The following is a 12457-nucleotide window of genomic DNA, read 5'->3' on the forward strand; positions in this document are numbered from 1 at the left end:
CGTGGCCCTCCGACCACACCGAGGAGACGATGATGACGCAAGAGCCGCGGATCTACGTCGCGGTCCGTCCCGACGAGTTCGATCGGCTCTTCGAGCCCGCCGTCGCCGCGGATCTGCGCTCGCTCGGCACCGTCGAGTTCGCGCCGGACTCCGGCCGTGCCCCCGTTCCCGACGACGTCGCCGAGCGCTACGACGTGCTGGTCACCTCGTGGAGCACGGAACGGTTCCCACCGGAGCGGCTGGACGGATCACGGCTGCGGATGGCCGTGCACGCGGCCGGGTCGGTGCGCGGGCTGTTCCCGCGCACGGCGCTCGAGAACGGTCTCACCCTCGTCCAGGGCGGCGCGGAGGCGATGGCCGAGGCCGTCGCCGAGATGTCGGTGACCCTGACGATGGTGCTGCTGCGCAACGTCCACATCCACGACCGCGGCCTGCAGGGCGGGCGGGACTGGGCCGCCGCCGGCAACGGGACGCTCGGCCGGGCCGTGCGCGCGCAACGGGTCGGCGTCGTCGGGCTGAGCCGGGTCGGCAGGCACTATGCGCAGATGATGCGCGGGCTCGGCGTGACCCGCCTGACCGCGTTCGACCCGTACGCCGCGGCGGACGACGCCGCCGGGCTCGGTGTCCGGCTGGTCGAGCTGGACGAGCTGTTCGCGGACAGCGACGTCGTGTGTGTCGCGGCGCCGGCGACGCCCGAGACCCGGCGGCTGGTCGGTGCGCGCGAGCTGTCCCGGTTGCCCGACGGCGCCGTGCTGGTCAACGCCGCACGCTCGGCCGTCGTCAACGAGGCCGCGCTGCTGGCCGAGCTTCGTCCCGGACGCATCCGCGCGGGGCTGGACGTGTTCGACGACGAGCCGTTGCCGCCGGACAGCGCCTTTCTCGGCCTGGACAACGTGGTGCTCACGCCACACGTCGCCGGCGGGACGGTGCAGGCGCGCGCGATGCAGGGGCGGGTGGTGGTGGACGAGATCGGCCGTTTCGGGCGAGGCGAGCCGCTGCGGCACCAGGTCACCCCGGACATCTACGACCGGCTGGCCTGAGCTGGCCCGTCGAGCGCTTCGGTGATGGCGGACAGGACGGCGACCGGGGAGATCAGCTCGGCGGCGCCAGCCGGCGCGGTCCCGGACTCGACGGCCTCGACGAAGCGCGCCAGCGCCGGGGCGTTGTAGTCCGGCCCCAGGGTGAGCTCGCGGGCCAACACGCCGCCGGTTCCGGTGGCCAGCGCGTGGAACGGGGCCCGGTGGCCGTCGGCTGCAGCGATGAACGTGAGCACCACGTCGACACCGGCGATGCGGGTCAGCGCGACGGTGGTGTCGCCGTGCCGGCGGACGGTCACGTCCAGCGAGGCGGGTTCGACGACCGGGTTGCCGAGCAGCTCGAGCGCGGTCTCGACGTGGTGGATTCCGTAGAAGAACAGCCCGGAGTGTTCGCTGTCCGGGTCGGCCGGGCCGCTGATGCTCAGCTGGCGTAGTTCGCCGCGCTCGTGCGGAGCGGCGAACTCGGCGATCTCGGGCACGAAGCGCAGCGCCGAGCACGACACGAGCGGCACCCCGCGGCGCTCCGCCGCTGTGACGATCGCCTCGGCGTCGGTGACGGTGGTGGCCAGTGGCTTGTCGACCAGGACGGGGATCCCGGCGCCGAGCAGCGGTTCGGACTGCTCGCGGTGGCGGGAGCCGTCCCGCGTGGAGACGATGGCGGCGTCGACCCGGCCGATCAGGTCCTCGGGAGACTCCACCACGTCGTCGATCCCGCCGTCGCGGGCCAGCGCCTCGTTCCGCTCGTTCCGTCCGCCCGCGAGTGCGACGGCGCGATAACCGGGATGGCGATGCTCGGTGTTCAGGAACCGGATGAAGTGGTCGGTGTGGGAGTTCTCGGTGCCGATGAAGCCGATCCGTCGCACGGTCGTGTCCTTCGCGGTCGAATGTCGCGTCGGGACAAGCTTTCTGCGCAAGCGGTTGCAGGTCAAGCCCAGCTCGCTTCCTCTGGGGTGGACGAGTTCGAGTTGGACGCAGCCAACCAGGTGCTGTTGGTCATCACGCTGATGCTGGTCGCGCTTGCGGCCGTCAACACGATCGTCATCACCTGGACGACCGCGCTTGATGCCAGGCATTCATCGGCGCTGGCGCGTGCTCTCGGCGTGACTCCTCGGGAGGTCAGCGCAGGACTCTCGGCAGCGCAAGTGCTTCCCGCGCTCACCGGAGCCGTGCTGGGAATCCCGGGAGGCATCGGGCTGTACATGGCCGTGGTTCCGGACGAGAATCCGGTCCCACCGCTGTGGTGGCTGTTTGCCGTGGTGGCGGGCACCGCGCTTGTGGTGGCGGCGCTCACCACCGTTCCGGCCCGCCTCGGCGCCCGGCACCCGGTAGCTGAGCTCCTCCGAGCCGAACTTGCCTGATATCCAGGGGTAGCGGTCCCGGTGATCATGGTCACCTGTGGCGTTCTGGAGGCGTAGCGGCCGCACTGATGCCTCGTGATCACGGCCGTCCCCGTGATTTGGCCGCGGGTGGCTCACGATTGCGCGACATGGATGATCACGAGGCACAACCAGAGTGCCCCGGCCAGCTGGCCGGGTCCAGCACGGGGCGCGCCCTAACGCCTGCTGATTCGCACCGGTTGGTCCACGACCGATCCCGGGTGCCGCGGCCGCAGTTCTGCCTTCTCCGTCCCTCTCGCACCGGTCTCAACTCCTTGACGCCGTCGTCCGGTGCCGCTAGCCTCCATCGCCAAGTCATTAGATGAGTAGAGGAATTCGGTGAGATGAACACATGAGTGAGTCGGGGCTGGAGCGTCGTAGCCTGCTGGATGATCTGACCGCGGGCCTGGTCGAGCTCATCGAGAACGGCAGCTATCAGATCGGCGATCGGCTTCCGTCTGTGTCTGCCCTGGCGACCCAGTTCGGCGTCGCGACGCCCACGCTGCGGGAGGCGGCACGGCGGTTGGAGGCGACCGGCACGATCCAGTTTCGGCACGGCTCCGGGATCTACGTGAGCGGGGACAGTCGCCGGCTCGTGATCGCCAATCCAGCGCGCAGCGAGATCGGAGACGTCGCGACGCTCGACGTCCTGGACACACGTCTGCTCATCGAGCCTGAGCTTGCCGGCCGGGCTGCCCGCCGAGGCGAGGACACACAGATCGCCGAGATCGAGTCGGTGTTGGGCGCGGCCGCGCGGGCGATCACCGATGGCTGGGAGCCGACCATCACCCAGCTGAACATGCGCTTTCACGTTGCCATCGCCCGCGCCGCCGGTAACAAGGTGTTGGCCGAGACCCTGCAGTCGACCGTCGAACTTTATGAGCCGCAACAGCGCGTGATCGGTGACCTCTACGCCGATCCGAAACACGACCACGACGAGCACAGCGACATCTATGACGCGATCGTCCAGCACGACCCGGCCAGAGCGGCGGACTTGATGCGCACTCACCTCGAGGGCGTGATCGCCGTCGTGAGCCGCAAGCTCCGAGAGAGCCCGGATCCCAACCAGTAGGACGTCCCACCCAAACCGAAGGAAGCCGTCATGAACCGTCGAAAGTCAGCGGTCACGGCCGCAGCGATCGCCGCCGTGATGCTCAGCGCGTGCGCGAGCGGCTCTGAGACCAGCGGGGGAGCGAGCGACACCCTCACCCTGAACGGCGACCGAGCCGACTTCGTCGAGGCCTACAAGGCTGCCGGCGAGGAACTCGAGGAACTCACCGGGTACGGCATCGATCCCCGGAACGTCCCGAGTACCGAGAGTTACCAGCAGGTCATCCGCTCGTCTCTGCAGTCCGACAGCGCGACCGACCTCGTCAAGTGGTGGAGCGGCTACCGGCTGAAAGAGCTCGCGCGCACCGGTGGCCTGGCCAATCTCGACGCTGAGTGGGAAGCCGCGGTCGAGAACGACTGGGTCAATCCTGATACCGCACCGAGCTTCTCGTACGACGGTCATGTCTATGCGATGCCGATGTACAAGTCGTACTGGGTGATCTTCTACAACAAGAAGATCTACGAAGACCTGGGCCTGTCGGTTCCGACGACGTGGGAGCAGTTCATCGGCAATGCACAAACGATCAAGGACGCCGGAATCACCCCGTTCTTCGGTACGCAAGAGGCAGGGTGGACGGCCTTCATCTGGTTCGGGGAGATCCTCAGCAAGCTCAACCCGGAGTTCTACGCCGACCTGATGAACGGGGACGCGAAATACACCGACGAGCCAGCGCGCAGGGCCATGGAGATCTGGTCGGACCTCTATGAGCGTGGCTTCTTCACCTCACCCGATGTCGCTTGGGACGACGAACCGGCGCTCTTCCAGAGCGGCGAGGTAGCGATGGTGCCGATGGGCACCTGGCGTAACGCCATCTTCACCGACAACGGGATGACCGAGCAGGACTACGGCGCGTTCGTCATGCCGACCATCAAGCCGGACGTGACGCCGTCGGTGATCGTCGAGAGCGGCGTCTTCGCGGTGCCGGAGAAGGCCCCCAACAAGGAGGCCGCGGTGGAGACGCTCGGTGAGTGGCTGAACCCCGACGTTCAAGAGGTGTGGGTCGACGAGATCAACGACATCTCGGCCAATCCTCAGGTCGAGATCGAGAACCCCATCCTGACGTCGGTCACCGAGCAGGTGCAGCAGAGTGAGCCGATCGAGCTCGAGCGCTATTGGGAGGCCAGTCCGCCGTCGCTGGTCGCGGGGAACGTCAAGGATCTGGCGACCTTCATGGTCGATCCTTCGAAGGAGAACATCGGCCCGACTCTGCAGCGGATGCAGGAGCGGGCCGAGCAGGAGTGGGCGAAGTGGGAGCAGGAGTGACCGAGCCCGCCCCCAGCACCGCGGTGCGAACGCGTGCGCCCGGGGCCGAGGCGACGCCGCCTCGGCCCCGGGCGCACGGCCCCAGGGCACGTCGTGACGCTCTCACCGCACGCGCCGGCATCGCCATGTACATCCTGCCCGCGCTTGCCCTGGTCGGCATCCTCCTCCTCGTGCCGTTCGGCTACACGGTCTATCAGAGCCTGACCGAGTACGACGGCATCAGTCCGGCCGAGTTCGTCGGTTTCGACAACTACGTGACATTGCTCGGCGCGGAGAGGTTCCATCGCTCCCTCATCAATACCGTGATCTGGACGGTCGGGACCCTGCTGCTCCCGGTCCTTCTCGGATTGCTGATCGCCGTTCTGACCAACGCCAGCGGCTGGCCGGTCTGGGTGCGCTACGCGTTCGTCCTGCCGTACGCCATCTCCGGCACCGCCACGGGGGTCATCTGGGGGTTCATGCTCCGTAGCGATGGTGCCGTCAACCAGGTGCTCGGCGCGTTCGGACTGGATTCACTCCAACAAGAGTGGCTGCTGTCGTGGCCGATGAACACGATCGTGATGATCCTGGCCGAAACGTGGCGCGCCGTCGGGATCTCGATCATCCTCTTCCTCGTCGGCCTCCAGACCGTGCCCCGTGAGACGGTGGAAGCCGGGATGCTCGACGGCGCCAGCGGCTTCCGGCTCTTCCGCCGCATCGTCTTCCCCCAACTGCGGGCGGTGACCGTCGTCGTGGTGGGCATCTCGATCGCCAACAGCCTGCGTGTGTTCGACGTCATCTGGCTGCTGACCCAGGGTGGTCCGGGCTGGCTCTCGGAGACTCTCGCCGTGACGATGTATCGCCAGACCTTCGTCCTCAGCGAATACGGCCTCGGTTCAGCCGTCGCGGTCGTGCTCGCGGTCATCGTCGTGTCCGTGTCGTGGATCTACTTGCGTCAACAGATGCCGAAGAGAGGGTGACGAATCACCATGGCGCGATATCTCCGTAATGGATTCTTGATCACCTTCGCGATCCTGTGGCTGATCCCGACGTACCTGCTCGTCGTCAACGCCATGACCCCAAGCAGCAGCTACGACGGCTCCCCGGACTGGTTTCCCGGTGGATTCGGCTTCTTCGACAATCTGAGCAAGGCGTGGGAGTCCGCCGACCTCGGGCTGGGTATCTACAACAGCCTGCTCTACGCGACCCTGTCGGCCGGAATCGCGGTTTTCGCTGCCGCGTTCGCGTCGTTCGCCGTCATCGTGATGCCGACGCGTCGTCGGGGCCTGTGGTTCTGGCTGATCTACTCCGGCACCCTGCTGCCATTGCAGATCTTCCTCGCGCCGCTTTTCAAGGCGTTCGTCGACGTCAACCTCTACGACACACAGCTCGGCATGGTGCTGATCTACGCAGCGCTCTGCGTGCCGTTCGCGTTCTTCGTCGTACGCAATTACCTCACGACAGTTCCAGATGAGATCACCGAAGCAGCCCAGCTCGACGGCGCCGGCTGGAGTCGGTTGTTCTGGCGGATCCACCTGCCGCTGGTGAAGTCCTCGTTGCTGGCCGCGTTCGTCTTCCAGTTCACGTGGGTGTGGAACGACCTGCTCTTCGGCATCACGCTGTCCACCAGTCCCAACATCCGACCGGTGATGGCGGCCCTGGCCGAGCTCAATGGCGGCTACTCGAGCCTGGGACCGCCGATCGTGCTGGCGGCGGCACTGCTCGTGTCACTGCCGACCGTGGTGCTCTTCCTGACTTTCCAACGCTTCTTCGCCTCCAGCCTCAAGCCGGTCGGCTGAGTCCACCAGATCACGACAAGGGGACCGCATGAAAATTCGCGACATCCGGGCAACGACGGTGGCGGTGCCGCTCGAGGCTCCGCTGCTGCACTCCAACGGGGCGCACTGGGGTCGGTTCGTCCGGACGATCGTCGAAGTCGAGGCCGACAACGGGTTGATCGGCCTCGGTGAGTTGGGCGGCGGCGGCCAGAGCGCCGAGGCGGCCATCGTCGCGCTCAAGAAATACCTGGTCGGTCACGATCCGCTGATGCTCGAGGCGCTACGGCTCTCGATCGCCAACCCGACGGCGAGCCTTTACAACAACCGGACCCAGCTGCTCGCCGCGATCGAGTTCGCCTGCCTCGACCTGGTCGGACAAGATCTCGGCGTCCCGGTGTCGGAGCTGCTCGGCGGGCGACTGCGTGATCAGGTGCCGTTCGCGTCGTACCTCTTCTTCCGGTACGCCGATCCGGCGACCGGCCGGGGCGAGATCCGTACCGCCGAGCAACTGACCGACCAAGCCCGGGAACTCAAGGACCAGCACGGCTTCACGGTGCACAAGCTCAAGGGCGGCGTCTTCGACCCGGTGTACGAACTGGAGTGCTATCGCGCGCTTGCTGAGGCGACCGGCGGTGATCTGCTGCGCTACGACCCCAACGCGGCGCTGTCGGTCAGTGAGGCGCGGCGCTTCGGCGAGGCGATCCGCGATCTCCCCAACGACTACTACGAGGATCCGACCTGGGGTCTCGGCGGGCTGCGGCAGCTGCGGGGCCTGGGACTGGAGATCGCCACCAACACCGTCGTCATCAACTTCGAACAGCTTGCCGCGAATGTTCTCGATCGCGCGGCTGATGTCGTCCTCCTCGACACGACCTTCTGGGGTGGCATCCGTGCCTGCGTCAAGGCCGCCACCGTATGCGACACCTTCCAGCTCGGAGTGTCGGTGCATTCCTCGGGGGAGCTCGGCATCCAGCTGGCCACCATGCTGCACCTCGGTGCGGTGCTCCCGAACCTCGATCGGCCGGCCGACGCGCACTACCACCATCTCGTGGACGACGTGATCGCCGACGGCATGTTCCGCTATGTCGACGGCGCGATCAACGTGCCCGACGGTCCCGGGCTCGGTGTCCGGCTCGATCCGGACAAGGTCGCGCAGTACGCCGAGCTCTACCGCGAACTCGGCGATTACCCGTACGACCGCGACCCCGGCCGGCCGGACTGGTATCCAGCGTCCCGCCAGCCGCGTTGGGCCGACCCCACCTCGCCGCAACCGGAAAGCCTCCGGTGGTGACGGGGCATGACCGCTGACCGTGAACAAGGAGGCCACGTGAGTGACTTCGAAGGCAAGTCCGCCGTCGTCGTCGGCGGCTCGGCCGGCATCGGCCGGGCGGCAGCCGAGCGGCTGGCGGCCGGCGGCGCGGCGGTCGCCATCGCCGGCGTCTCCCGAGCGGAGGTCGACGAGGCCGTCGATCAGCTACGTACACACGGCGAGGCGCGCGGCGAGGTCGTCGACGTGCGTGACGAAGCCGTGTTGGCGAATTTCATCGACGCGACCGCGAGCGCCTTCGGCGGGCTCGACATCCTGGTCAGCTCCGCCGGCATTCAGCGCTACGGCACCGTCGAGGAGACCAGTCGCGAGCTGTGGAACGAGGTTCTCGATGTCAACCTGACCGGCTGCTATCTCGCTGCCAAGTACGCTCTCCCACACCTGCGGGCCCGCGGCGGCGGCGCCATCGTCAACGTCTCGTCGATCCAAGCTTCTGTCGCTCAGGCCGCGGTGGCCGCCTACTCGGTCAGCAAGGCGGGCATCAACGCCCTCACCCGCGCACTCGCCGTCGACTACGCGGCAGAAGGCATCCGCGCCAACTCGGTGTGCCCGGCGTCGGTGGACACGCCAATGCTGCGGTGGGCGGCCGGCCTGTTCGGCGAAGGCCGTACGACCGAGGAGACCGTCGCGGCCTGGGGCGGGACGCATCCACTGGGCCGGGTCGCGAAGTCGGACGAAGTCGCGGAGGTCATCGCCTTCCTCGCCAGCGACAGGTCGTCGTTCGTCACCGGATCCGAGTACCGCGTCGACGGCGGCGTTCTGGCGGTCAATCCGGCCTCGCCGGGCAACTGAGCGGAGGCCGGACGTGAACGCCACCACCTACGAGATCGGACAACCGGCTCACGACCGTTGGTTGGCCGCGGAGGCCGAGCGGTTGCTCGACTTCTATCAGGACGCGACACCCGACCGTTCCGGTGGCGGCTTCTGGTGGCTCGACGGTTCGGGCCGACCACAGCCGCAATACGGGAAGCAGCTGTGGATCAACGCGCGCATGGTGCACGCGTTCGCGATCGGAGCACTGGCCGGCCGCCCCGGCTGCCAGGATTTGGTGTCTCACGGCCTCGACTACCTGAACGACGGCCCGTTGCACGACGTCACCCACGGCGGATGGATGTGGGCCGCCGACGCGACCGGGGAGGTGGTCGACTCGACGAAGCAGGCGTACGGCCACGCCTTCGTCCTGCTCGCCGCCAGCTCCGGGTTCGCCGCGGGAGCGCACGCGTCGTCGATGATCGACGAGGTCACCACCGTGATCGACGAGAGGTACTGGCGAGCCACCGATGGCCTGTGCGTCGACACGTACACGCGGACGTGGAGCGATCTGGAGCGCTATCGCGGTCAGAACGCCAACATGCATCTCGTCGAGGCGTTTCTCACCGCCGGTGAGGTGACCGGCGCCCGGGCATTCGTACAGCGAGCCACCCGCATCGCCGAACGCATCATCGACGAGCTGACCCGAACCAACGGATGGCGACTCGCTGAGCACTACGACGAGTCCTGGCAGATCCTGCGCGACTACAACCATGACGACCCGGACCACAAGTTCAGGCCGTACGGTTCGATCATCGGTCACTGGCTCGAGTGGGCGCGGCTTCTCGTCCAACTGCATGCGGTGACCGACTCCGACGGGGACTGGATGCTCACGGCGGCCCGCAACCTCTTCGATCGTGCCGTGCACGACGGCTGGGACGCCGAACACACCGGGTTCGTCTACGTCGTCGACTGGGACGGCACGCCGCTCAACCGGCACCGGTACCACTGGGTGATCGCCGAGGCCATCGGCGCCGCATCCGTGCTGTACCGAGCGACCTCGGACGCCAAGTACCAGCGGTGGAACAGCGCGTTCTGGGAGCACGCGGACCGGTGGCACATCGACCGCGAGGCGGGCGGCTGGCACCACGAGCTGACCGCGGACAATTGCCCGACCGAGCAGGTGTGGGATGGAAAACCAGACCTCTATCACGCATTGCAAGCAACCTATTTCGCGCGTATTCCACTCGACCAGAGCATCGCGGCTGCCCTCGCGAATGGACGCGTGAGTTTCGGCGACAGCTCCTGAAATTGTCGCGGCAGGCGGAGACCGATGGTCTCGCTGGCATTTCCACGTCGTGTACTGCACAACTCAATGTCCGAACGGGGTTGCAACTCGGAAAGTGAGGAGCAATGAGTTTCGTGAGATCGAAGTTGGCAAAATCCCTGCTCGCCGTGCCCGTGACCGTCGCGCTGACGGCCGGCGCGATGGTGGGCGGTTCCTCTCCGGACGGCCCCTCGGTGGCCGCAGCGGGAACCGGTCAAGCCACCCAGAGCCCCCGTGACTACGTGAGCCTGGTGAACCCCTGGGTCGAGGCCGACATCGGGCGCTTCTTCTTCTTCCAGTCGGCCACCAACCCGTTCGGCATGGTCAAGCTGCGACCGGACACAAGCACGGACGCCGCGTGGGGCACCGGATATCGGAAGAACGAGCACCAGGTCAAGGGTTTCAGCCACGTCCACGAGTGGCGGCTCTCCGGCGTCCAGGTGATGCCGACCAGCGGCGACCCAGTGCCCAAGCTCGAGGGTGATACCGGCTGGCAGTCGTACACGCCGCACGACGACACCGAGATCGCCGAACCTGGCTACCACAAGTTGCACCTCGATCGATACGACATCACTGCCGAACTGGCCGTCACGGACCGCGTCGGGATCCACCGTTACACCTACGACAATGCCGGCCCCAGCGAGATCATCATCAACCTCGGCGGCCAGCTCGGCGAGGCACGCATGGAGCGTGCGCAGGTGACCAAGGTGAGTGATCGTGAGCTCGAGGGCTACCTGGAGCAGCATTCCGGACGGACCCGCCTGTACTTCAACATCACCTTCGACAAGCCCTTCGACTCGATGCACGGTTGGGCGGATGGTGCGCTGGTCGATGGTGGCGATCCGGTCGACGAGGTTGCTGGGGACAACAGCGGTGCGTACGTCAGTTTCGACCACCTCGAGGCCGGCGAGCAGGTCCAGATGAAGGTCGCGTTGTCCTTCACCGGCACCGAGGGCGCCCGCGCCAACCGGCAGGCGGAGTTGCCCGGCTGGGACTTCGACGCCGTCAAGCAGGAGTCGCAGGAACTGTGGAACGAGATGCTGGGCCGGATCGACGTGCGTGGCGGAACACATCAGCAGCGGGTGAAGTTCTACACCGACCTCTTCCACGTGCTCTGCGGGCGCGGAGTGGCCAGCGATGCCGACGGCAAATACATCGACGACACGTGGGACCACAACAAGGTCAAGCAGATCCCGTTGGACAAGCACGGTGACCCGACGTTCGCGATGTACAACTACGACGCGCTCTGGCTGACCCAGTGGAACGTCAACTCGATCCTCGGCCTGGCCTACCCGGAGATCTACTCCAGCTTCGTTCAGTCCCAGTTGCAGATGTACGAGGACGGCGGTCTGCTTCCGCGCGGCCCGGCCGCCGGTGACGACACGCTCGTGATGACCGGCAACCCCGTCGCATCGTTCATCACCGGCGCCTACAACAAGGGCATCCGTGACTTCGACGCCGAGCTGGCGTACGAGGCCATGCTCGACGCCCAGTCGATCGGCGGTCTTTACGACAAGGCGTGGTTCGACTACGCGAACTGGGGCACCGGCGGTAACCGCGAATACCTCGACCTCGGCTATGTTCCGAACGGTCTGACCGGACAGGGCGCAGGCCAGACCCTCGAATACGCGCATCAGGACTGGGCGCTGTCCCAGTTCGCGCAGCAGCTGGACGAACGTGGCATCAACGTCACGCAGTACGCCGATGTCGCCGCATCATCAGAGTACGACGAGGACCACACGGCGGGCCACGCGATCGACGGCCGGCCGGTGCGCGCACCCGCCCCCACGGAGTGGGCGTCGGCCGGTGAGCAGAGCCCATGGATCAAGCTCTCCTGGGACGAGCCACAGCGGATACGCAAGGTGGTGTTGAGTGACCGGGCGAACCTCACGGACAACGTGAACGGCGGCCGGCTCACCTTCAGCGACGGCACGTCGGTCGCTGTGCGATCGCTCCCCAAGGACGGCACCAGCAGGGTGGTCGGGTTCGCTCCCAGGACCGCCACGTGGGTGAAGTTCGAGGCGACCGGCGGCCGCGGCACCAATGTGGGGTTGAACGAGATCGAGGTGTGGGACGACACTGACGTCGCCGATTACCTGCTCGATCGGTCGCGAAACTGGCGCAACCTCTACGACGAGGAGACCGGATTCATCCGGCCCCGTAACGCCGACGGTACGTGGCGCGAGCCGTTCGATCCGCTGGCCCCGGACGACTTCGTCGAGGCCAACTCCTGGCAGGCCACCTGGTTCACCACCCACGACGTGATGGGCCTGGCCAACCTGATGGGTGGCGAGGACGCGTACGCCGACAAGCTCAACTACGCCTTCGTCAGCGCCGAGCCGGAGAACTTCATCGGCAGCTATGGGCACGGATACGTCAGCTACGGCAATCAGCCGGGCCTGCCGGTCGCCCACCTGTTCAACTACGTCGGCAAGCCCTGGCTGACCCAGTACTGGGTGCGCCAGGTCAAGGAGAAGACGTACGGATCGATCTCGACCACGAAGGGCTA

Annotated in this window: 11 protein-coding genes; 10 read left to right on the forward strand and 1 reads right to left on the reverse strand. The window is 66.7% G+C overall.

Features of this window, described 5'->3' with window-relative positions; genetic code table 11:
* Positions 1-32: 32 nt before the first annotated feature.
* Positions 33-1040: a hydroxyacid dehydrogenase gene (locus tag CLV30_RS19315; protein WP_165358647.1), complete on the forward strand. Its 1008-nt coding sequence runs from the start codon at positions 33-35 to the stop codon at positions 1038-1040.
* Here the strand turns inward: CLV30_RS19315 and CLV30_RS19320 are convergent.
* Entirely contained in the window at positions 1022-1900 is an 879-nt protein-coding gene (locus tag CLV30_RS19320) for a Gfo/Idh/MocA family protein (protein ID WP_165358648.1), read from the reverse strand. The two genes, CLV30_RS19315 and CLV30_RS19320, sit on opposite strands and share 19 nt — an antisense overlap.
* 87 nt (positions 1901-1987) lie before the next feature.
* Between CLV30_RS19320 and CLV30_RS19325 the strand changes: the two genes are divergently transcribed.
* From CLV30_RS19325 to CLV30_RS19365, 9 genes are all read left to right on the forward strand, one after another.
* On the forward strand, positions 1988-2395 hold the full coding sequence (locus CLV30_RS19325) for an FtsX-like permease family protein (RefSeq protein ID WP_165358649.1): 408 nt from the start codon (positions 1988-1990) through the stop codon (positions 2393-2395).
* A gap of 370 nt (positions 2396-2765) precedes the next feature.
* The gene (locus tag CLV30_RS19330; protein ID WP_106538867.1) at positions 2766-3485 is read left to right on the forward strand and encodes a FadR/GntR family transcriptional regulator; all 720 of its coding nucleotides are present in this window, start codon (positions 2766-2768) and stop codon (positions 3483-3485) included.
* A gap of 30 nt (positions 3486-3515) precedes the next feature.
* Positions 3516-4787, forward strand: coding sequence for an ABC transporter substrate-binding protein (locus CLV30_RS19335; protein ID WP_106538868.1), 1272 nt, complete (start codon positions 3516-3518; stop codon positions 4785-4787).
* Positions 4784-5746: a carbohydrate ABC transporter permease gene (locus tag CLV30_RS19340; RefSeq protein WP_205740896.1), complete on the forward strand. Its 963-nt coding sequence runs from the start codon at positions 4784-4786 to the stop codon at positions 5744-5746. The genes CLV30_RS19335 and CLV30_RS19340 overlap by 4 nt, the downstream gene beginning before the upstream one ends.
* 9 nt (positions 5747-5755) lie before the next feature.
* Positions 5756-6565 (forward strand): carbohydrate ABC transporter permease, encoded by an 810-nt coding sequence (locus tag CLV30_RS19345; RefSeq protein WP_165358650.1) that lies wholly within the window; start codon positions 5756-5758, stop codon positions 6563-6565.
* Between the two features lie 28 nt (positions 6566-6593).
* Positions 6594-7835 carry an enolase C-terminal domain-like protein gene (locus CLV30_RS19350; RefSeq protein WP_106538871.1) on the forward strand — a complete coding sequence of 414 codons (1242 nt, stop codon included), beginning with the start codon at positions 6594-6596 and terminating at the stop codon, positions 7833-7835.
* Positions 7836-7871: 36 nt separating this feature from the next.
* Positions 7872-8663 (forward strand): SDR family NAD(P)-dependent oxidoreductase, encoded by a 792-nt coding sequence (locus CLV30_RS19355; RefSeq protein WP_106538872.1) that lies wholly within the window; start codon positions 7872-7874, stop codon positions 8661-8663.
* Positions 8664-8676: 13 nt separating this feature from the next.
* The gene (locus tag CLV30_RS19360; RefSeq protein ID WP_106538873.1) at positions 8677-9930 is read left to right on the forward strand and encodes an AGE family epimerase/isomerase; all 1254 of its coding nucleotides are present in this window, start codon (positions 8677-8679) and stop codon (positions 9928-9930) included.
* 179 nt (positions 9931-10109) lie between these two features.
* Positions 10110-12457 (forward strand): glycoside hydrolase domain-containing protein (locus tag CLV30_RS19365; protein WP_425323598.1); only part of this gene is annotated, 2348 nt, incomplete at its 3' end.

Source organism: Haloactinopolyspora alba (assembly GCF_003014555.1).
GTDB lineage: Bacteria > Actinomycetota > Actinomycetes > Jiangellales > Jiangellaceae > Haloactinopolyspora > Haloactinopolyspora alba.